The organism is Paenibacillus sp. FSL R5-0470 (genome assembly GCF_037975205.1).
Taxonomy (GTDB): Bacteria; Bacillota; Bacilli; order Paenibacillales; family Paenibacillaceae; genus Paenibacillus_AQ.
This window is the reverse complement of sequence record NZ_CP150238.1, coordinates 3,570,495-3,594,061: the sequence shown is the minus strand read 5'-3', so window position 1 is coordinate 3,594,061 and position 23,567 is coordinate 3,570,495. Positions and strand designations below refer to the sequence as shown.

The 23,567-nt window shown below is 41.7% G+C and carries 14 protein-coding genes and 1 pseudogene; 3 read left to right on the top strand and 12 right to left on the bottom strand.

The features are described from left to right. Positions 1 to 670: 670 nt before the first annotated feature. The 10 genes from MKY99_RS15655 to MKY99_RS15610 all read right to left on the bottom strand — a co-directional run bounded on the left by MKY99_RS15655 (position 671) and on the right by MKY99_RS15610 (position 12,288). Positions 671 to 1,597, bottom strand: coding sequence for a VanZ family protein (locus tag MKY99_RS15655; RefSeq protein WP_339264857.1), 927 nt, complete (start codon positions 1,595 to 1,597; stop codon positions 671 to 673). 817 nt (positions 1,598 to 2,414) lie between these two features. Next, the gene (locus MKY99_RS15650; RefSeq protein ID WP_339264855.1) at positions 2,415 to 4,163 is read right to left on the bottom strand and encodes a S41 family peptidase; all 1,749 of its coding nucleotides are present in this window, start codon (positions 4,161 to 4,163) and stop codon (positions 2,415 to 2,417) included. Positions 4,164 to 5,194: 1,031 nt separating this feature from the next. Next, on the bottom strand, positions 5,195 to 5,749 hold the full coding sequence (locus MKY99_RS15645) for a CPBP family intramembrane glutamic endopeptidase (protein ID WP_339271667.1): 555 nt from the start codon (positions 5,747 to 5,749) through the stop codon (positions 5,195 to 5,197). 166 nt (positions 5,750 to 5,915) lie between these two features. Next, the gene (locus MKY99_RS15640) at positions 5,916 to 6,683 is read right to left on the bottom strand and encodes an ABC transporter permease (RefSeq protein WP_339264853.1); all 768 of its coding nucleotides are present in this window, start codon (positions 6,681 to 6,683) and stop codon (positions 5,916 to 5,918) included. Next, on the bottom strand, positions 6,680 to 7,453 hold the full coding sequence (locus MKY99_RS15635) for an ABC transporter permease (RefSeq protein WP_339264851.1): 774 nt from the start codon (positions 7,451 to 7,453) through the stop codon (positions 6,680 to 6,682). The genes MKY99_RS15640 and MKY99_RS15635 overlap by 4 nt, the downstream gene beginning before the upstream one ends. Next, positions 7,450 to 8,163 carry an ATP-binding cassette domain-containing protein gene (locus MKY99_RS15630; protein ID WP_339264849.1) on the bottom strand — a complete coding sequence of 238 codons (714 nt, stop codon included), beginning with the start codon at positions 8,161 to 8,163 and terminating at the stop codon, positions 7,450 to 7,452. The genes MKY99_RS15635 and MKY99_RS15630 overlap by 4 nt, the downstream gene beginning before the upstream one ends. 92 nt (positions 8,164 to 8,255) lie before the next feature. Then, positions 8,256 to 9,263: a HAMP domain-containing sensor histidine kinase gene (locus MKY99_RS15625; RefSeq protein ID WP_339264847.1), complete on the bottom strand. Its 1,008-nt coding sequence runs from the start codon at positions 9,261 to 9,263 to the stop codon at positions 8,256 to 8,258. After that, positions 9,260 to 9,937, bottom strand: a complete 678-nt coding sequence (locus tag MKY99_RS15620; protein ID WP_339264845.1) for a response regulator transcription factor — start codon at positions 9,935 to 9,937, stop codon at positions 9,260 to 9,262. Before MKY99_RS15620 ends, MKY99_RS15625 begins: the two co-directional genes overlap by 4 nt. A 192-nt stretch (positions 9,938 to 10,129) precedes the next feature. Next, positions 10,130 to 12,010: a penicillin-binding transpeptidase domain-containing protein gene (locus tag MKY99_RS15615; protein WP_339264843.1), complete on the bottom strand. Its 1,881-nt coding sequence runs from the start codon at positions 12,008 to 12,010 to the stop codon at positions 10,130 to 10,132. Then, positions 12,004 to 12,288, bottom strand: a complete 285-nt coding sequence (locus MKY99_RS15610) for a hypothetical protein (protein WP_339264841.1) — start codon at positions 12,286 to 12,288, stop codon at positions 12,004 to 12,006. The genes MKY99_RS15615 and MKY99_RS15610 overlap by 7 nt, the downstream gene beginning before the upstream one ends. Before the next feature lie 264 nt (positions 12,289 to 12,552). On the opposite strand from MKY99_RS15610, the gene MKY99_RS15605 reads away from it, so the two are divergent. The 3 genes and pseudogenes from MKY99_RS15605 to MKY99_RS15595 all read left to right on the top strand — a co-directional run bounded on the left by MKY99_RS15605 (position 12,553) and on the right by MKY99_RS15595 (position 15,098). After that, complete coding sequence (locus MKY99_RS15605) at positions 12,553 to 12,684, top strand: hypothetical protein (protein WP_339264839.1); 132 nt, start codon at positions 12,553 to 12,555, stop codon at positions 12,682 to 12,684. Between the two features lie 554 nt (positions 12,685 to 13,238). Further along, positions 13,239 to 14,405, top strand: a pseudogene (locus MKY99_RS15600) (glycosyl hydrolase family 8); the annotation flags it as partial. Next, a complete protein-coding gene (locus MKY99_RS15595) occupies positions 14,382 to 15,098 on the top strand; it encodes a discoidin domain-containing protein (protein ID WP_339271665.1) in 717 nt (238 codons plus the stop codon). The pseudogene MKY99_RS15600 and the gene MKY99_RS15595, both read left to right, overlap by 24 nt. Positions 15,099 to 15,472: 374 nt before the next feature. Here the strand turns inward: MKY99_RS15595 and MKY99_RS15590 are convergent, their stop codons facing one another. Both MKY99_RS15590 and MKY99_RS15585 read right to left on the bottom strand, forming a co-directional pair. Next, a complete protein-coding gene (locus MKY99_RS15590) occupies positions 15,473 to 22,246 on the bottom strand; it encodes a stalk domain-containing protein (protein WP_339264837.1) in 6,774 nt (2,257 codons plus the stop codon). Between the two features lie 109 nt (positions 22,247 to 22,355). Further along, positions 22,356 to 23,297 (bottom strand): hypothetical protein, encoded by a 942-nt coding sequence (locus MKY99_RS15585; protein WP_339264835.1) that lies wholly within the window; start codon positions 23,295 to 23,297, stop codon positions 22,356 to 22,358. Between the last annotated feature and the right edge of the window lie 270 nt (positions 23,298 to 23,567).

The following is a 23,567-nucleotide window of genomic DNA, read 5'->3' as shown; positions in this document are numbered from 1 at the left end:
TTGCGTATCAGGCTGTTCTCCCATTTGTCGAGTGCACTCTCCCTCCTTTATATAAAAAGATGGAACCTTGATAAATCGTCAAAAGCTAAAATCGCCCTCAAATATTCCAACTTCTTATCTACAATTTTTGGAATGGACATCAAATCTTAAAAAAGTCACTCACATCTCACGAATATGCATAGAAACATCTTTGTAGCTATTTTTATATACAGCATTCAATGTTCTTAAAACAAAAGTATCAACAACATGATCCTTTTTATTTGGAGAAGTAAACAAAACGACATCCGGCCTTAGATGTTTTAGCAAGATTTCATTTTCGCAACTCCCTATGATCATTTTAATTATTATGTTTCTTGCCCTGGTCATATATTGCTTGAAGCCAATTTTGTAGGTCAGATCTTATATGCACAGAATCCTATAGTTGGGAACCCGCCAACATTTTAACGAAAATATACGCTTAGCCCTGAATCGCGTCCAGCTTGGTGTACTCTCATACTCTTAGGTGGTCCGGGACGTATCACGAGCGGACGCAACGAAACGTATTGGACAATCATTCAGCAACATTAACGTGGTACTGTATTAAATGATTATGATATAAAAAAAGCTGTCGAGACTTTCTTGACAGCCTTGCCGCAATTATCGCGGTTTCTATATGTTGCGTGTTTGTTCTTCACTCCCACCAATGCTTCATTTCACTGAATCCAACATCCCATAGTTTAGCGTTCCCGGAAACGATAATCGTAATTTCATTCACCTTGTCATAAAATGGTATGTTTAAAGGTTCTGCTTCATTATTATATTGTTCATTGTACTGATAATGAACTCTTTGGTTTCCATCTACCAATATAGTGAGTTCTCCCTTGGAATCTCCCTTGTCTGGAATGCCAAAATAAGAATAGAACGTCACATCTTTTTTGTTCCCTAAGATGTAGGTGTATGATTTTCTTTTATCCCCTTCACTGTAATACACGTTCATTTTGGGTTCTATTTTCTTGTCTGCTACGGTGAAACTTGGAAGATTTTCAGTCATAGGCATGGTTCCATTCATTTCTTTCACATCGTGTAATGCTTGAATTGGGCTTTCTCTTTTCGCTACAACATAATTGATGGTTTCCGAGATCACGATTACTCCAACTAGAAGAACACCAATAGATAGGGCTGAAACAATAAGCTTTTTATAAGAAATTTTAGAAGAACATCCAACTTTATAGGCGATAAATCCTATCGCTGCACCTAATGTATTGGATATAACATCATCTACATCAAAGCTGCCAAGATGAGTTAAAGCCTGCATCGTTTCCAGAACGAGAATCGTCAAGACAAAAAAGGATATGAACTTCCCAAAACTGGAACGATACAACAGAGGAATTACTACTCCAAAAGGGATAAAGGCAGCAATGTTTCCAAAGTTGTATACCCATGAAAAAGTTAGTTTTGGAAATCGAAGTGGAACTCCTTCTGGAACAAGTATAAATGTGTATCCATAATCGTTGTTCCAATGATCTAATCTACTGAAAGCAAAAAACATAAAATATAATATCAACAGCGTGTACAAAAATGTTCCTACAAAGAGGAGTTTCCGTAATTTCACTTCCATAATATCTCCTTTAATAATTCATCAATGGGTTTAGTATATCTTCCCAAAATGACATTAAAGTGACATTGAAGTGACATTTTAGTCACTTAAACGCTCATTAAATGATTTGTTTGTAAAATCGAATCCGAAATCATGCCTTTATTCATCCACTCTGGACATGAATATCTCCATCTTTTTTGGTTTAATGCTGTGAGCCATCGTAAGACCAATGCAAATGCTACTCTCTCTAGCATTCTTGTCTTATAAAGCGTAATAGAACAATTTTAATCTATCTATTGGAAAATGGAAAAAATTCTTAGTCTCAAGCGTATTCGGGAAATAATCTTGACAATGAGAAATGACAAGAATATATTCCGATAATACCGCGATTATCGCGGATATTATTCGTACAACATTCTTGTTAACTTACATGCTTTTCTTAGAAAACGCCGAAAAATTCTTCAGTATTTGATGAAGTACTGGTTACGCCTATTTGGATATCGCTCCAAAATCTCTCGTACCAATTCGTGATTCCCATAGGAATGGTTTAACTTTACCAAACTAAGGCTCGTGGCAATAGGATCATGTTCTTGTCCATTTTCGGCAATAGGTACAAGTTCTTCTCTCGAGCAAAGGACAAGAACTTGTACCTATAAATTAATAAAACCGCGCTCAGCGTGGATTTCAATAGGCATATGTTCTTGTCCTCTTACATCGGAACAAAGTATAATTAAGCTGATTAATATGACCCGTCTACTCTTCAACTCATTCCTCCCTAAAAAAATCAGGCCCCGGAAGTGTATAGATGTTCATTTATATTCCAAATACACTTTCATAATTAATAACCACCTTTAATTAATTCAACAGCTCTCTCAATATACTCGTCTCTGCCTTCCATAATCCCTTCAATGGTAGGATCAAGACGAATATCTGGCTGCAATCCTATTCTTTGCGTTGGGTTTTTATCTGGATTAAATATGCCGAGTCCACTTATAGCGGTTTTTATTTTTCCTGGAAGCATAATGATACGTATATCACCATCAGTTCCAGCAGACGGCCTACCGAGAACTATGGAGTTATCTGTATTTCTAAGAGACATCGTTGTAAACTCGCCTTGACTAGCAGTATGTTCATTGATTAGAATCACTACTTTCCCTTTATAAACCTCGGCATTTGTTTCTTGGGGCTTCCCTGAAACCATAGGCTCAAGGTAATAAAATTCACCGGGTATTGCACGATTGGGGACCGATACTGTGGCAAACTCTTTTTCAGAAGCGATCAGATATTTGGCTAATTCATAAGTAAGTATACTAGAAGGGTAGTTTCTAAGATCTACAATTAGCCCTTTAGTGTTCCACCACTTTTTCATGATTTTATCAATCTCTCCATCTTTCAAAAGACCAGCATTAATATAGTAGATTTCTCCACTCTCCATTGCTTGTGATTTCGTATCAACCAGGAAATTAATGTCTTCTTGATTGCCTACTGCACTAATGTTCATCTTATTTCCCTGCCGAATTACAGTAACGTCCGTATTCTTCTGTTCAGTTCGGAATAAATCAAGAAAAAATAAGCTGGCCGTGTCTTCTCGCGACTGTGATATATATTTTCTTCTATCTTTTAATAATTCATCTATATTTTTGTCTCCTACTTTTAATACAATGTCTCCGACCTCAAGTCCACACTTGTTAATTACTTTATTTATAACAATCTGATTGTTAATTTCGATAAAGTTTACGGGAAGCCGATACGTTCCAAAATAATCAGTAATCGTCTCTCTATCTTTGCCCACCAAATATGCATGAGAATCATGTATTCTAGTTGTCAGTTCTGCTAAAGTCATAAAATAGGAGTCATAATCCGATCCATCTATCATTTTAGGGATAAACTCCAGAAGCACTCGATCCCAATTTTCTCCGATGACATCTTTATACGGATAGTAATATTCGATAATATTCCAGTAGCGGAATAAACCTAACAACCTGTAGCCTGTATCATCGAAATTCATATTAGAGTACGGGTTTTCATTTCCCATAGACGGAAAGAATGAATCTTCCTTAAAACTAACATATGCATATTCTCGTTCTGAAATATTAGAATCCAGAAGCTTCGATAATTCAAGACTCAAGTCTGTTCCGAGATATTCTTCATCCTTGGACCAATCTGTAGATGGACTGAGCTGTATGGAATCTTTGGAAAATTGATATTGATCATCAAGCTCTCCAGAAATGGACTCGCTGCCTAATGAATGAACCCACTCATAGAGAATTGAATTCACATCTGAATTTTCTTCTAAAATAGAGGGCACCACCCGAAACAGCTCATAATCCCAATTTACATCTCCAGATACAACCTTAGGATGATGGTATTTCACCACTCCCCATACCTTACTGATCTTAGCTAAATCCACGATCTTTTGTTCAGAAAGGCTGGAAAATTTCATTCCACTTCCTTGGTCAAATTCCTGCTCCTTCTCTCTCCCGAGTTGATGAGTCTCTTGGGATGTAGAACATCCTGCAATAATAAAAATAAGCAACACACTGAAAAACACCAGGGAATTCCAGTTCCTTATTTTTCCTTCTCCCACCTTTTTTCCACCTTTCAGCTCAACAATTTATCTTTTTGTAATTCTTGCAAATCTAGGATCTGCTTCACCTATCTCTGCAAATCTACATGTCGTTTTTTAAATAAAAAAAACCAGCCTTATAGCTCTTATCGTAGGCTGGGGCGTATGTTGTCTGAGCTTTCAACCTGATTATACATCTAATAAACATGAAGGTGATAACCCAGCATCAAATAATGACAGATTAGATTTGCGTGTTGTTCATTCCGGCATTAATGTTCCTCATACAATTCATTCATAAATTTCCCGGCACTAATGATCCCTTCTTTCGCTTCCTCCAGAAAGGAATGACAGCACAGCCAACCGTGAAACAATGTCTCTTAATGATCTTGCGCTTAGTCCCATAGAGTTTTCCATTCTCATTCTTTACCACCGTTGGACTATATAGAGGTGCCGACAGGCATCGCATTATTCCATGCAGATATTTTGTTGCCGCCCAAGGAATGGGCTGTACGTAACCTAAATTAATTATCCACACAAATTAAGGCGACTTTCTTTGTGTGGATTACAATTTAAGTCGTTTAATCATTTATCAGCGTATACACTATTTAGCCATTTCTGCCCGCGTGACTTTACCTTTCGGGTCAAAACGAAGGTTAGCTTTGCCCTTGATTATCCCAGCCCATTTCCGTGCTCGACAGCTTATTTTGCCCAAGAAGATACTTGGTCTTGGTCAGAAAATATACTGACTTGCCCGTTAGATTAATGAAGAAAAGTAAGCAGTAAATACTTATCTAATCGGAAATCGGGACAAGAACTTGTACCGATAAAACAAAAAAAGCCACTAAAATAGCGACTTTCATTGGGACCATGTTTTTGTCCCTCGACTATTGTTGTCTGATGCCAAGAATATAGTCCGATTACCTCTATATCTCTTCTTTCTCTGCATACAATAAAGGCTGATCTTTAACAAATAAAAGATAGCCTTTTTCTAATTGCCCTTTTTAAGAATTTAATCCGAATCTATGTTTAATCGTCGTCGTAGTATACACCCGCTAGTAGAAGAGCAACACTAATAAATTATACAAAGAATGAATAATAATTACTGACCAAAGAGAATTACTTTTCTTATATACAAACCCAAATATAATACCCAACACAAAAACTGTTAATATGGAACTTAGTATATAAGGGAATTCAAACAGACCTTTATAAAACCAAATAGGAAAATGAATCGATACAAAGAGTAAAGCTGTAACTGTATTTGCTATCCAGAATCTAAAAGAATCCATAAGCTTTCTTAATAAAAAACCTCTAAAGACAATTTCCTCAGTAATACCAACCAATAGAATAGTATTAAGCCATCCGTTAAATCCTATTTGAAAATCGATATTATTATTTAAAACGATAAGATTTATTACAAAATAGAATAGTATCAAGGCTAAGGATACCCAACCTGTCCATTTTAGACTTTTTCTAAAGTTATGATGTAACTGTAAATAGGAAAATGGTTTACTTTTTTCCATAATTATAACTAATAAAATAACAGGAATGACCCAAACAACTATTTTAATAGTGGCTGATGTTATAGCTCTTGGAACGGGTTCCATCAAATCTAAATATTGAACCAACCATAATTCTCTGATACACCATAGGGCGTAAAATATTATGAAATATACCCAAATATAATTTTTATTTACTTTGAATTCTATCAGAAACTCCTCCTTTACTTCTTCGATAATCCTGCCCCGTTAGTTGAATAAGATATAATTATAACTAGGCATCTCGTTTACGGTAAAATACAATAGCTACTGTAATAAAGCTCAGTGTCCATAACATTGAAATACTCGTCCCTTGCATTGGTGTAAGGACACTTATTTCATCAGAGGAAGACGGCATATACATATAAGATCCTGCCGTATCCGGAAAATAATTTAAAAAATTTTTATTACTAGGTAGAAAAACTCTCGTCAATGGACTGACAATGAAATAATAACCAAGCAGTACCACTAAAGCAGGAGTGGTTCGTCTTAATAAAGCACCTACAGCTGCACTGAGAAGTGTGGTTAATGTTAGATAGCCCGTTGCACCTATTAATGTTGTTATCATTGTGTCTATTTCTATCACTACTGTTGTGTCTCTCATCATAATAAAAGTATAGAGTACACCAGATGCAGCAATAAAAAACGCCACAGGAATGGTTATAATCGCCAATGCCAAATGCTTCGTGGATAATTGAAACCCACGCCAAGGTATCGTAATTAAAGTAGTTCGAATCTGTCCACCAGTATACTCCGAACAAGTAGCTAAGATTCCAAGAATAATGAACCCTGCTTGAAGATATCCCATAGAAGCAAGTCCTATATTCAGTATATTTTGCGTACCTGTTGCCCCTTGTACACCAACAGAAGTAAAAGCTGCGGCTAAAACTAAATTTAGAATGAATGTACCCATAAGAGTGAACCATATCAATGGTAATGTAACTAATTTATCCAGTTCAGCACCAAGGATTTGTGTTAACTTTCTACCAGATGAGACACTCATGCTGCAACATCCCTCCTATGGAATACAACAGCTGCAACAATGAAAACAACAAGTACCCAGGCAAACATGACTAAACCGCCTGTGAAGGGGGTGTGAAACCCGTCGAATAAAGTGCCTGTGGACGTGTTGTCCGTAAACATAAACATTTCAGCGCCAGCCCTATCTGGTAAGTAAAACGCCAACTTTGTAACCCTATACAACAGGACACTAAATGATACAACGGATGAATTTATTATGAGCACAGCAAGCGGGAGGATGCCATTCTTAGTTAGAAAAGTAATTCCAAGTGCTAAATGAGCAGTGAATGTCCAGTAACAAACTGCACCGATAAGTCTGGACCATTCAAATGCGGGGGCATATTCACCAAGGATAAGATACGTTGCTGACACAGTTGTCATAATAGCAACAATACAAAGCAGTATGCTGATCACAGTCACAGCACCTGCTTTTGCCAGTAAAAAATGAAACCGGGATGAAATAACAGTTAAACTCGTTGTTATCTGTTGTCCTCCACCAGATTCACTGCTCTCTGTCAAATACTCACTGCTGACAGCAAGCACACCAAGAATAATAACGCCTTGCACACCAAGAGCTAACCCGATATAGCCAACTTCCGATAGCCGTGTGCTAACTCCAGCTATAATCTCCTCTTTTTGTGCTATGCTGTCCAAGGAAGCAATAAGCGCTGGTGCAAACGCTCCAATGAGAAAAGCAAGCCAAATACCCGGTAAGGAGAACAATTTAGATAGTTCCGCGTTAAATGCTCTCATACAACATCACCTGTATTTTCAGATGTCAGGGCAAAAAAGGCTTCCTCCAGCGTGGAATGGTTACCTATTACTTCATCCAATGTTCCATCTGCAACGATGGTTCCATGCTTAATAATCACCACATCATCAACCGTCTCTGCAAGCTCTCCCATTAGATGACTGGATAATAACACTGTATTTCCAGATTCAGCACGTTCACGTAAAAATGTCCGAATCCACCGAATTCCTTCTGGGTCGAGCCCATTTACGGGTTCATCTAAAATCAATATTTTTGGATCACCAAGTAGCGCAGCTGCTATTCCCAGTCTTCTCCCCATACCAAGAGAATACTGCCCAACTCTTTTCCCAGCGGCATTAGTAAGACCTACTATTTCCAGAACTTCCTCGACACGTGAGTTAGACAATCCTGCGGCACGAGCAATCCAACGCAAGTGTGCCCGTCCTGTTCGCATACGATGAGCTCCGAAGCCATCAAGTGCGGCACCTACTGTTGCTAGAGGATTATGTAATTCTGCGAATGGCTTTCCATTAATGAGTGCGCTCCCTGAGGTAGCGCGGTCTAATCCAAGTAGGATGCGAAGTGTAGAACTTTTACCTGCCCCGTTTGGACCTAAAAAACCAGTTACTCTACCTGGTCTAGCTTTAAAACTGATACCCGATAAGATTTCCCCAGTTCCGCGATGTTTGACTAAGTTATTAATTGTAAGCAACCATAACACTTCCTTTCTGTTATGGTTCTAATTATAAAGAAGCAAAGTTACATCTCGGTTATCATGCTGTTTACTTCTGGGTTAACTTTAGGTTAAGCTCTTCCGATAGCTACTCTTGTACCACTATCATTTGATGTAAAATCAGCTTTCAGCTTCATTTTTTTCAACATATAATTTGAAGTCGATAAACCAATCCCCGCCCCACGCTCATAGGAAGAGTTATCCATACCTGGACCTCTGTCTGCAACAATGATTTGTTCTTTTTCTACATCAACCACAATATTTACATATTTCCCCTCTACTGCATGACGAAGAATATTCTGAAATAAATTATCCAGAACCCGTGTCATCCATTTAGGATCTGCTTCCCAATAAAAAGTCGCCTCTGTCGGTAAATCAACCTCGATCTGGATTTCTTTTTCTTCAAATACAGGATACCACGCAGCAACAGATGCTCTTACTAAACGTCCAATATCTGTTGAAGTGGGCCTAAAAGGATGTTTCCCTGATGTAAGCAATGTATAGTAAAGTAAATCATCCATTAGATCCCCCACTCTTGTAATCGTATGATTCATTTCTGTTAATGAATTTTGTCCTTCTAGACTCATTGATTCTTTGTTTAATCGGGTGACATGTCCTCTCAAAATGGTAAGTGGCGTTCGTAAGTCGTGTGATAAATTCGCTATGAGTCGATGTCGTAACAATTCCTCTTCATGTTCTCGCTTGCGGCTGTCTTCAAGCTGCTGAATCATCCAATTAAAAGAATTGCCTAACTGGTCTATTTCATCCATACGATCACTTTGAACAGATATTGGTCTAGGAAATGAGTTGTGATTAGCTGAAAATGACATGGCTTCCTGTAAGCGGGTGAGACGTTTACGAAGTCTTAAGAAGAAAATCCAAGATATTACAACAAATGCGACAATAATAAAACCAAACAAAAGTAGTACAACGTAAAATAGATTTAACGCATTCAGCTCTTCACCATTAATAGGAGATTCAATGAACGCAGATAAGAAAATAAGTATAATTGGAGGCAAAAAGATAAATAGAAAATGTCCTTTTAGAAAATGACGAAATAATGATTTAGTCTGTTTCATAGTTTCACCCGATAGCCTATTCCCTTCAACGTTTCAATAATCTCTGGGGAATCTGGATGACGTTCCAACTTTTGACGCAGTCGATGGATATGTACCATTAGTGTTTTATCGCCAGTTATATATGTTTCTTCCCAGATGGCTTCATAGATTTGTTCTTTTGGTAAAACTTGATTAGGGTGGCGTAAGAAGTACATTAAAATATGATGTTGCTTCGCTGTTAATAAAATTTCTTCTCCTGTGCGTTTGTCAAATACCATTTGGCCTTCTGAATCAACTTCAATATAATTCCCTAATGAAATGCGTTCGGAATGTGTTCCGCCACTTCGACGGATTAGTACTTCTAATCTTGCAACTAATTCATCCGTATGGAATGGTTTCGTTAAATAATCATCAGCAAATTGTAAACCTTCTACCTTATCATCTATCGATGTTCGAGCTGTTAACAGCAAAATAGGAACAGCAGGAGCGGCCTTTTTTAATCGTTTCCCCACAGTAAATCCGTCTAAACCGGGTAACATGATATCCAAAATAACGATTTCATGCTGATTTACTTCTTTTTCAGCTCCTTCACCAGAAAGCAGCCACTGAACTGAAAATCCCCGCTGTTCCAATTCTTCTTTTAGAAAGCTGCCTATTTTCTCATTATCTTCAATGTATAATACGTTTCTTTTCAAGTAACATCCCTCGCTCTAAATTGAATTCACTATTAGACAGATTAACACAATCTAAAAAATATTTGTTTAGATGCTCATAAAACAGAAAAACCGCGCCAGGCGCGGATTCTAATGGGGCTATGTTATTGTTCTCCGACACCAATCCATAGTCCAGATATTGAGCCTCCGACCGTTTCAAAATAAAAGCCCTAATCAATCAGCAATTTTCTGGCCGCCGGCATTATTTTTTTCGGTCAGATCGGGTGCGGAGCGCTGCGCGGATGGTGCATTCTTGACGGATATGGAAACACTGCCTCCATCGCCCGATGTAACTTTTGGCACACCCATATAAGACAATGCTTCGGATACGATCTCTTTAAACACCGGCCCCGCCGCAGCACCACCGCCAGCAGCATTAGCAGGCTCGTCAATGCCGACATAGACCACAATCTTCGGATTATTAGCCGGTGCGTATCCGAGAAAGGACGAGTGCACCTTATCGCGGTCATACCCTCCCTTACCGTCGGGTTTAATCGCCGTACCGGTCTTACCTGCTACACTATAGCCTTCAATGTATGCATGGCGGCCGGTTCCATGGACCAGGTCTGCAACGACCTGCTCCAGATAGCTGCTGGTTTCCCTGGCGCTTTCCTCGGAAATGACCTGACGTACCACCTGGGGCTGGGTTACGGTAGTCTTGCCGGTATTCGGATCGGTGGTCGCCTTGACCACGTGCGGCACCATCAGTTTTCCGCCGTTGGCGATGGCCGAGATGGCAGTAAGCTGCTGAATCGGAGTAACAAGCACTTTGCCGTGCCCGAATGCAATCGTCGCGTTCTCTGAAGCATTATTCGGAGTCGGATTGACGATTCCGCTGATTTCGCCCGGCAGGTCAATACCGGTAAGATCGTTAAATCCGAAATCATCCACGTATTGCAGCAGCCTTTCCGGACCGAGCATTTCATAGCCAAGCTTGACGAAGGCCACGTTACTTGACCGCTTCACGCCTTCTAGGAAGGAGATTTCGCCATAACCGCTTCTCTTCTGGTCATACAGCGGCTTGCCGTACCCCTTGATGCGGATAGAACCGGACATGAAGGTTGCGTCCGAATCGAACAAATTCTCCTCCACCGCTCCTGCAAGAGGTACAATTTTGAACGTGGAGCCTGGTTCAAATCTTGTTTTGATGGCATGGTTGAAGAATACCCCTGGATCAGAGGCATATTTCCAGAACTCATTCGGGTTAAAGGTTGGCATATTCGCTAGCCCCAATATCTCCATGGTGCTGGGATCCGCGGCAATTACCGTAATACTCTTGGGTTTATATTCTTCATAGGCCTTCTGCATTGCCTGCTCGATATAATACTGGATTGTGCTATCAATCGTCAGCTTGAAAGTACTTCCATTGACCTCCGGCTGGTAAGTGTCCTCCGAGTCAGGCAGCTTGATGCCTTTGGCGTCGCTCTGGTAGAATAGCTTACCATCCGCACCCTTAAGCTGCTTGTCAAAATACTTTTCGAACCCCATCACCGCGTTGCCATCGCGGTCCGTATAACCCAAAATATGTGCGGCCAGTGTTTGTTGCGGATAATAGCGCTTCTGCTCCCTAATCAGGCCAACGCCAGTCTCCAGAGTGTCATGTTCATCCTTCAGTTTCTCAATGAACTCGTTGACCTTGTCGCGCAGCTCCTGGTCTATCTTCCAGCCTTCATTACGGATCTCCCGGTTCTTCAGATACTTGCCGTTCTCGTCTTTGGCTTCCACGAGCGCCTTAAGCTCATCCTCAGGCTTGTCGAGCAGTTCATGCAGGCCGGTGATAACTTCTTCCCCGATACTGAGAGCGGTAATCACTTCCGGATTGACCACTACCGTGTAGGCCGGCACATCGCTAGCCAGCATCCTGCCGTTGCGGTCCTCGATCGTGCCTCGCACCGCTTTAAACACCGAAGTATGGGCCCATTGCTTTGCGGCCTTGGTTTGCCAGAAATCACGATCCAGCACCTGAATCCAGAACACTCTGCCGAGCAAAACAAGAAAAAAGAGGGTAATACACCCTCCTATAAACAGCGTACGAAGTTTTATTCTCTTCACCATAAGCAAACCCCACAAACATATATATTGCAATTTTCGGCAAATCGCTCGTTAATAGTCACCGCGTTTTGTTCAATGATATGAATGGTATCGTCGGCATTCGCCTCTTGATATCCCATATCCATGGCTAGCTGAACAACCTTGGCACGGGATTGCTGTTTTTCCTTGTCCCAGGAAGGCTCATTATTGTAGGCGTAGGTAATGCCAGGTTTTTTATTAGTTTGATAAATGATCACCATAATGAACACCAGGCTCGTTACACATTGTACAATGTATAACAAGGTAAAAACAACCATTTTTGTGAATCCTTTGTCACTACGCTATTTCGCGAACTTAGGCTACATGTAATAGACAATTGGAACATCTTTGTGAATTCTCCATTTCACTGTATGCGGTCATTCAGATAAGGAGCGCTGAGCCAGCATGAGGTTGAGCAAAAATAAATTCAACGGCTGCCTGCTCGGCTTTATCAATGTAATCAGCTCAAATTCCATAGTAATCTGCTAGAGTTATTCCTTTCCTTCAAGGGTGAAGGATTTAAAATTGTGGCGGCTTTTATCTTCTCAATTACCGCCATTTATGACAAGAGATTAACAGCATCTATTGATGTCCTGATCGTATCCGGCGCCAGTCTGTTCACCGATGGACTGATGCTCAATTTTCTGACTATGCTATGAAACCGTATGAATATTTCTTTTTCTTTTTGGATGATTTCAGAATGTTCCTCGTGCCATCTAATCCAGTATGACCATGTTGTTTACTATAATCTGTTTAGTATAAACGCTTTTATTTTATGAACATTACTTTTTAATTTATTTTAAAGTATCTAGACACGGCGAAAATAGTTGTGTTACATTTGTGTGAATAAAGTAATGCTGTTTGGCTGGTGATTTGTAACCTGTAGGTGAAAAGTGACGTTGAGGATGCGATGATTTCCTATTGAAGCGCGTACCTTCAAATCTCTTCAGCATATATGTAAAATGTCACTTCCGCCCCAAAGTTAAAGCGCTTAAACTTTAGAAGTGTGAATAACACTTATTGTTAAGCGGTTTACTTTGGAGATCAGTCTAAAGGGAAGGAGGATTCATTGACGTTAATTAAACTAACCATCACTAAAGGAGGAATTTTTGTGTACTCATTGAAATCGACCTCAGGCACAATGAAAGTGATGTTACTTGTCATGCTTTCGGCGGTTATGCTTCTAGCGACATTAGCCGCCCCTGCACCGCTTCAACGGAAAGCTCATGGAGCGGGTGAATTGAAACCGTTTCCTCAACAAGTCAGCTATCCGGGTATCATTAAACCAAACCACGTCAGTCAATCCTCGATGAACAGTTCTGTATCTTCCTACTATGACTATTGGAAGGCTACTTATCTTAAAAACAACTTGTCCTCGCTGCCCGGAGGGTACTATGTAAAAGGTGATATTACTGGCGAAGCGGACGGCTTCGATCCTCTCGGCACATCGGAAGGCCAAGGATACGGTATGGTTATTACCGTGCTAATGGCTGGATACGATACGAATTCCAGAACAATCTATGACGGTTTGTTCAAAACGGCTAGAGCGTTCAAGAGCTCTAATAATCCGAACCTGATGGGATGGGTAATAGCAGATAGTACTGGGGCTCAAGGGCACTTCGGTTCAGCAACAGATGGGGACCTCGATATCGCTTACTCCCTTATTCTAGCTGATCGCCAATGGGGCTCGACTGGAACGATCAATTATTTGGCTGAAGCCAAAAAGATGATTGGCGCTATTAAGCTTAGCAATGTGACAACTAACAACAGGCTGAACCTTGGTGACTGGGATACGAAGAGCGCCTTGAATACGCGTCCCTCCGACTGGATGCTCAGTCATCTACGGGCTTTCAATGAAGTTACTGGAGATTCAACTTGGCTAAATGTCATCAATAATCTGTATAACGTATACAGCCAATTTACAGCAGCTTATTCGTCTAGCACAGGTCTGATTTCGGACTTTGTGGTAGGCAACCCGCCTAAGCCGGCCCCCCCAAACTATTTGGAAGAGTTCCCTGAAACAAATGAATATAACTACAATGCAAGCCGTGTACCACTTCGTATCGTAATGGATTACGCCTTGTACGGAGACACCCGTGGTAAGGATATCGCTAATAAAATGGTAGTATGGATCAAAGGAAAAACAGGCAACAATCCGAACAATGTGAAGGACGGTTACCAACTGAACGGTTCGAATCGCGGTACTTATGCGACAGCGGTATTCGTAGCGCCTTTTATCTCCGCAGCGACGACTACCAGCACGCATCAAGCTTGGGTCAATGCAGGATGGGACTGGATGAAGAACAAAAAGGAAAGTTACTTCAGCGACTCCTTTAACATGCTGAACCTACTGTTCATCTCGGGGAACTGGTGGAAGCCTACCTACAGTGCAGCGGATACTCAAGCTCCCTCGGATCCAACGAATCTGAACGCAACAGCAGCTTCAAGCAGCCAAATTAATCTGAGTTGGACTGCTTCTACCGATAATGTCGGTGTAACAGGCTACCGGGTATTCCGTGACGGCGTGGAAGTAGGAGCGCCTTCAGACACATCCTTCAGCGATACCGGACTTACCGCATCGACAGCTTACAGCTATATGGTAAAAGCTGTCGATGCCGCAGGCAACCTGTCTGCTAACAGTAATACCGCATCAGCAACTACAAGTTCAACTCCTGCTGCCGGTATCAACCTTGCGCTGGGCAAGACAGCGGTAGCCAGTTCTATCGAAGGTGTAGGATTTGAAGCTTCCAAGGCAACAGACGGCAACTCTACTACCCGTTGGGCGAGCATCGAAGGAAGCAACAATGAATGGATTTACGTCGATCTGGGCGCAACCCAAAGCGTAAACCGCGTCAAGTTGAATTGGGAAGACGCTTACGCTAAAGGCTACAAAGTTCAGGTGTCTAACGACGCAACAACATGGACGGATACTTACGTAACAACGACCGGTAATGGTTCTATTGACGATATTACATTTACCGCAAATAGCGGACGTTACGTCAGAGTGCTCTGTACTGCTAGAGGGACCGTATACGGATATTCGATATTCGATTTTGAGGTTTACAGCTCTTAATTGAACAAATCCTGGCGGATTTGACTCTGTCAGGATTTGTTTGTCTAAAAGAGCAGAATGTAACTTCTCGGGAGGTTCGTTAGTAAACGAATGGCCTCTTTTTTGATCTCATTTGAGATGTCTTAAACTTCTACCCTTTAATCTCCATAAAAATGCACCCCCTAGAATTTCATCGGACAAACCAGGGGGTTTATCCAATATCTATTCTAAGGGGTGCATTTCAGTTATCATCAAGACTTTTTTGATGATAACTGAAAATGAAATATTCATAATTATTCAGCGATTGCCTTTTCAACGTCCTCGAAACGAATCTTTATGAGACGCTGCAGTGCATGTTAGAGGGTTTCGTGTGTAGCTGCTATTGTTAGCGAATACTACTTCATGATACTAATGGATTTCGAAGTATTATTGAAGAATACATCTGCACCAAAATATTCAGCAATGAAGCGTAACGGGAGCATAGTACGTCCGTTTACAAGTTCAGCTGCAACATCCATTCCTGGTGCAAGTTCACCGATCGCAATGGACAAAGTCTGACCTTCCAAGGTAATCATTACGGTTTTCGTAATGTTATCCCAGCCTACATTTGCTCCTATGCTCTCCGCAACGAAGCGCAGTGGCACTAAAGTTCTGCCTTTAACTACCATCGACTCAACATCCATACTCATTTCGATTCCGTTTAATTTATACCCTTTCTTACCTAGAGTAAGTTCTAATTTCACAGGTTCAGGCTTGGTTGTAACAAAGATATAGCCTAGTCCTTTTGCCGTGAAGGTAAATTTACCTGTCTTATGGTCATATTTGCCGCCTAAGCGTTCCATGTTACCGTCTAATCGAAGCATGACACCGCATAACATGCTAATAACGTTAGTCGACAACTTCTCTTTTGTCAGATCGAAGGTTACTGGTATAAGCCCTGTATAATCCGTTACTTCCCGGCCATCTGCGAAGATCTTCAACTCATATCCCCGCCCTATAACTCCGTCTCTATTATTTACAGGTTTAATGACAACCTTCATACTCTTGCCTGTATTCAACTGCTTCAACAATTCAGGGGACAATTCAACAGATACGGTGTCATTCGTAACGGTTAGCGGTTTGTTGGCTTTAATAATCGCACCGATCGTATCGTTTTGAATCTCAAGCTCATCTTTTCCGGCTGACATCGTCAATGCAATGGAATTGCCTTTCATCAGCTGTTCTTTGATTGTAGTATCAATAAGATCTGCTACAGGTGATTCTGGAGAAGGAGTCGGCGTGCTGATTTGGCCACCTGATCCTCCGCCGTTATTATTTGCAGTAATTACGATAGTTAACTCTATCGTATCCATGCCAGCATGGTTAGAAGCCGTAACAGTGAATTTGTATGTTCCCGCTTCATTAGGCACCCCTGAAATAACACCTGTAGCTCCTTCTAATTTCAACCCTGCAGGTAAATAATTATCTCTCACTGTCCAGGTAATCGGTTCGTCGCCGTATACCGCTAGTGTTACCGTATAAGGTTCTCCAACTTTGCCGCTTGGCATATTCTTAGTGATAATCTCCGGAGCTGTTTCCACTGGCTTATTCTCTTTAATCTCGATGCTCAATACTCGCTTATCTATACCAAAATCATTCGTTGCTGCAACAGTGAATTCGTAATATCCTGCCTCTTGAGGCGTACCCGAGATAACGCCTGTTGCTTCATCTAGGTTCAAATCTACTGGCAAATCTCCTCCCTGGACCTTCCAAGTAATCGGTTCGCTGCCGTATACCGCTAATGTTACCGTATACGGTTGTCCAACTTTGCCACTCGGCAAAGTCTTAGTGATAATCTCCGGAGCTGTGTCAACTGAGACATCTTCAGTAATAACTATATTGAACGATTTCGAGTCACTGCCTGCGTCATTGTTAGCTTGAACTTTAAATGTAAATTGACCCCATTGATCCGGTGTACCCGAGATAACACCTGCATCTTCATCCAAACTCAATCCTGATGGCAATTGACCATCTACAACAGCCCATTTGATCGGCTTATCGCTGTCAGTGGTAAGAACTGCCGTATAAGGTTGTCCTACCTTGCCATCCGCAAGCGATTTCGTCGTAATCGTTGGCGCAGTACCTGCGTCTTCAACCCATTTCGCATATAATTCAATATCCCTTGTAACAGGATCAGCAACGAAATTCCAGACATCGTTTAATCCTACATCTTGATACCAACCGCCGAAAATAGTGTTTTCTTTTGTCGGCGCTGTTGGTTCGGTAATTGTCCCGCCCATATCTGCGAACTTCATCACCACTTCGCTGCCACCGTTGGAATCAAAAGTTACCGCATAAGGGTTGTGTGCGCCGATGGAAGGCGTTCTGCCGCTAAGTGGATTGCCGAAGAAGTCTGTTCTCTCCGTCATATGAGGCAGAGCGTTCGCGCGATCCACATATGGGCTTACAATCTCGGCACCTGCACCATAGGCCAGGTTATTACCGTCAGCAAGACGGAACCCGTTCATCGCACTGTAATCAAGCTTGGCATCCACTGTTCCGCTGCTGGTAATCCAATGTTCCGGCGCAGATTTATAATCATTTAATATAGAGTTAAGTTCCTCTTCCGATACATAGCGGTTGTCTGTTGCTGTTACGCCTGCACCTAGATACCCGCCTCCGCCTGCGTTCATGCTACCAAAAAGATTAGCCGGATATACAATGTTGTTCGTAAAACGTCCGGCTGCAAATGAAGCTGATGTTCCCCCGCCTTTCAGACCAACCTGGTTGTTTGCCCCAGTGTAGGCAAAAATATTATTTTGGAAATAAATATGCAAGTTGGAGGCCGTCGGATCAAATACTAACGAACTGCTATTCTTCAATGGTGTGACGATGACATTGTTATAGTATAATCCGCTTAATTCCTCGCTCGTTGAAGAACCTCCCGCAAGCAATATAAGACTGTTAAAGCTCTTGTTAAAATCCGGGCTGCGACCGTCGTTCACGCTAATGTTATAGCGAACGATATTGCCCTTGGCAGCATTCATCTGTAAGTACCAACCGCCATAGTTATTTCGGCTGTAATTGTATTCATACACATTGTCCTGACAATAATTGTCAATGTCCCATGCCATACCGTCATTACTTGCATGATAAGGGTTGTCCACGGCTTCATTATAGCGGAAGATCGTGCCTTTACTTGCCATAATCCACGCTGCCGCATAGTTTTGCGAACCTAGATATGTTGGCGTTGTATTATTTGGCCCCCAGTTCGTAACCAGGTTGCCGCTCTTATCGCTTAAATAGCTGTATCCGCTGTCTGTGACCACATTTCGTTCCACAAGGGAGTTGTTCCCGCCGGACATAACAATGCCATCTCCAACCGAACTAGAAATCCAGTTGTTTCTAAACACAGCGTTTGATGCCCAAGGATAGCTTGAGTTACTCCAAGTAATGCCTGTGTTATTCGTCCCAGGATTGCTTGGTCCGTAGGCATTGTTACGAATACCTTCGTTATCGCAGCGAAGGGTTTTATTTCCTTCAACCAATATATCTACATAACCATTAATAATGATGCCGCCGGATACCTTACTTGCTCCATTTGCTTGGTGCAGCCCATTAACATCATGAACGTAGTTATCTCGAATGACGATTCCTTGCATACGAGCATCAGCATAATCTTGAATATTAAACTGACCTTGTCCCAGCTTGGAAATCCGTGACATTACAGCGATACCGGAACGGCCGTCACCTGCTTTATTGCCGATGTTCGTTACTTCAATTCCACTGACAACCCAATAGTTAACGTCATATAACTCAATTGTACCGTTTAAGGAAATGCCTGATGGGCTTGACGCTGTTCCTCCACCATTAATTATCGGGCGTTGGTTAGGGTCGGTCGTATTATATTTTGTAAGCGTAATCGGATTTCCTTCCTCACCATTGCCGCGCAGTCTGATTTGTTCGTTCCATACGCTATTCGCATCCAGATAAATGGTTGAACCTGGCATAAATACATATTCATTAATCTTGGAGATTGATTTCCATGCCGTAGCCGGTGTGCGTCCATCTGCATGATCGTCACCGTTATTGGAGAAATAATAATCACGGACTTCAAGTGGTAGAATGTTCAACTCGAATGTGATTTCGGCAGGATTCAGATCCAGTCTAACGGTATATTTTCCTGGCACGATATTATTTCTTGAGAATGATTCTTTGTTAATTTTCAATACATTACCGCTAACCGTATAATCCACATCCCGCTGCAGTGTTACAGCGCCGATCTCCACTCCAGCTAGATCTGTTAAATCAGGATTTACGGTGATATTATAGTCGTCCAGACCAATAACATATGTGCTGTCTTCCAAGTGGCTATACTCTTTGGGCATGAGCTTTAGCGTAATAGAAGATGTTCCGGTTTGGGCCGTTATTCCACTATCGATAACATATACGTCATCGATAAAGTGCCTGTTCTGTATATCCTTAACCGTTCCAGCCTTGTTGCCCCAGTTCGTAGCAAGCTGCAATGCATCGATCTTGGAAATATTGTTCTTAACTAGGGTATCAAAATTGCCGCCATCTGTTGATTGCCTTTGAATGTCTTGTCCATCGATTTTATAGGTCGTTCCCGTTGATGTAACGAACCATTGGAATTTATGCCAGCCTTCGCTTCGCTTGACATCTACAGGATAGAATCTCCCGGATGAACCGGGTCTGACTGCGTAATTGGTCAGATTTCCGGCCCAATCGCCATCTCCATTGCCATAATTTATTGCGATATGTTCATTGGATGATGGGGTTAAACCAAAGACAGCGTGGTCATTGGAAGCCGCTCTGCCATCATCATAGTACCAAGCAGTAACGATTGTTGTCTTACCGGTTGCGGGGGTGTAATTATAGGTACCTGGAACAGTAGCCACCTGACCGGCGCCGCTTGATGTTGCGGCTTTTCCTCCGGTACGGGACATCACATCGCTGTGAACATATCCGTTCGCACCATTTGAAAATTTCTTCTCCCCTTCAAATCCATCGTAAAACATAGTGTCAGCCTTATTGAAGTAATCAACGCTTACTTGAACAGTGACCTCTTCGTTCCCTGTCGGAACATAACCTTTCTTAACCGTCACGAATCCGGCATCATCAACTTCAATCTTATCCTTGTCTTGATCTGCCGGTCTGAAGCTGATGTTATCAGCAACGAACACATCAGCAGTGTCAACGATTAACCGTGTTCTATCTCCTGCCCGTAAAGTATCGCTCTGGCGAATTAGTGCAATGTTGGCTGAATATTGTGCACTCTCTTCTGATTCATCAGAGTCCAAGAATCGTGACGTTGCATTGCCGTTTGCTTTTACTTTAAATGTATCATTTAAAGTCGGGGACAAAGCCGCATCATTGCTTGTTGCTGCAATCGGGCTTCCTTTAGCCACTCCATTACTGAAGAGTTGAACCGAATAGGCAGGTGCGTTAGCGACGCGGTCCCATGTAGCGTATGTGCCGTTCCATCTGACATTTACCGGTACAGGCAATTTCTCGATCTTTAATATTCCGGATGCTGCAACTTCTTCACTGATGTCCCCCGCATTATTAATGACAATGGCTGTAACCGTGTAGTTGCCCACTCCCAGTGCCCTTGCATAGGGCAGAACATGTTGCCTTTCGTGATTGTTAGGCTGGTCGGGTCCTCCATTTTTCGATAAATAATAACCAACAGGTCCACCGTCTTTGAACAGTGTTACAAGGGTGTCACCGTAATTGGAAGCGCCACTATAAATGCCCGTGTCCGAGTCAAGCGTCGGTTTAATTGGCGCATTCACCTGTGTATTGGTGGTTATCAACAACGGTGCAGCATTGGATTTCACCACAATTCCATCTGCCGAAGACACTTCGCAATAATAGAAATTGCCTTGTTGTGAAGCTGCGTCCACATTGGGAAGCGTTAATAGCGCCTTATCAGCTCCGCTGACTTTTGTCCCGTTCAAGCCAGACTCGTCGTCAGATACATACCATTGATATGCTGAAGCAGCGGCGGATGCCGCAACGCTAAATGTTGCTGTCTCACCTTGTTTCACTTTTTCCGCTGTTGGCTGAGTGATTATTTCTAAATTTGGCAATCCACCAGGAGGTACCAAATTCAATGTTAATGTTCTGGTTCCTGTTGTTGTAGCCACATCTTTAACAACATAAAAATCGTCGATTAGATGTTTATTTTTAATATAAGCTTTGTTACCTGACTGGTTGTTCCATCCTCCAGCTATTTTAGGCTGAATGGTTGTACCGCTCTTCATAGCTTTGTAAATATTACTTTGCGCTGAATCGGATATTAATGTTCCGTCTATTTGTAAAGTCGCACCATTCGGTGTAATGAGCCACTCGAATTTATGCCAGCCTGTGGAACGTAAAGCCCCGCTATCTTTCCAACGGTTGCCTGCTGTACCCGCTGATGATGGTGCATATGCCCAAGTATATCTAGTCGGGTTATGAATAACATCAGCCTCTGAACTTTGATAGAATGTCCCGGCAAAGGTGGCATTTTTGCCATCTACAATAGCAAATTGAGTTCTATCCGTCGCTGTCTTCTCCTCATCAGGATACGGGTCAAAATACCATGCTGTCATCTTATAATTGCTACCTGTCGGCAATGCCACGTCTTGGGCTACATTTTCATTATTCGTATCACTTGAAGGTGTAATCGCTTTCAATCCAGAACGAGACTGAGCATCGGAAAGCGTGTATGACGAACCTAATTTGCCAGTTGATGTCATTGGACCATTGTTGTTCTCGAAATCCTCCATGAATAATACATCTGAGTCATGGTAATAACTCGCCGCGGCCGTGATTGTCACCGGGATGCCCGGAGCACCTGGCAACGCAAATGTATAACCGCTAGCTAAAGTAATGTTCCCCTGATTATTAACAGTTAAAAGATTCGCATTGCTGGAATCATAATTAACCTCGTCAATAACCGGTCCTTTCACGAGACTGCTTAAAGGCGAACCTTTATAAGTAAGATTCACCCTGCCTGCCTGACCTGCCGCTTGTGTCAATTCTAGTACAACAGAGTCAAAAGATTCGCTCCCTCCCGCAGCTGACACTTCAGATGAAGGCGCCAGCCCGAACAGACCAGGGAACACCAACGAAGTTGCCGTAATCATCGACAAAGCTTTTTGTATCCATTTCGATCGCATCATCCAAAAACTTCCTCCCTTTGAATTTAATGAATTAATACTTTATAAAAAATCCGCATCTATGGAAGCCTCAATAGACATAGATTTTTATAAACTTAAAAGCATAACTATTCTAGTTCACTACTAATTCACTGAATCGATTACCGTTATATACGATCTTCAACTTATTCGTATTTGCAATTAACGCTCGTAAGTCAGACTCCGCCGATCCGTATAGTATGGAATCTTTCACTTCTTCCAGTTTTAGCTTGGTGATTTCCGGTTTTGTGGTTAATGTTGCAACGACATCCTCGCCCATATATTTACCGATTACTGTCTCACCTACAGAAGCAGCAGCTAAAGACTCCCAGAACTTAAGAGACTCGGTTTCTTCTTTGGATATATCCAAACGGTTTAGCACTTTCTCTTCCTTGGCCTGTCCCGCTGTCGCTAACGCAGCCGTCAATTCATTTGCAGCACGAACATATTCCGCACTTTTTGATGCATACTCAACTTGCAACTCTGCTTCGCTCATTTTCGTTTTTTTAACCTGCGTTTCTACCAAATCCGGCCAACGGGCGCCACTTAAATATTGCATGTATTGATTTAAATCAAACTGAGGCAATCCATAGTAAGTCCCTTCTGAATCATCCATCTTAGCTCGCTTAACATTTTCATCTTCCATGTCGGATTTTAGCTCATCAAAGCTTTTGTAAGGGGCGATCCCCCGCTCATCTGCAATAAATTGCTCCTGCTTGGTCTTTAGCAATGCAGTCATTGCAGATTTTTTGGCGTATTCAGTTGGGGTTTCATGATTTTCTCCGTATTGACGTGTCCAGAAGCCCTCATCTACTTGGACCCCATAAGTTCTGAAGAAATAGTCTGCCGTTATAGCTCTATGCTCCTTGACATAAAATTGAAATTCTTCCTCTGTTACGGCGTATCCATCTACTGTAAATATCCAATCTTCAGGTAGCTTCGCCTTTTTGTTAGTTAAGCTCAACACGAGTAAAGCAAGAACAATCAGAGTGGTAAACAAAATAATCACGGTTGCTTTTCGTCTAGTAATCCCCATGACGCCCCCTTTCAAATATTCAACCTAGCTTTGCAAGAAAGCTTATGACAGTGAAATTCATCGCCGTTGTTGGAGAAGTTCCTAAATTTAAATGGTTAGACATAATTGTAAGTTTAGCTGCCCTCTAATGTAAGCGCTTATTTAGACTGAATTAAAACAAATTTGACATGTTCAAAATACCACGTTTGGTTGAAAACACCCTGCTGATCTAGCATGAGCAGTATTATGTAAATATCACTCAGTTGTGAGCCTTGAAAGATTAGCATTTTA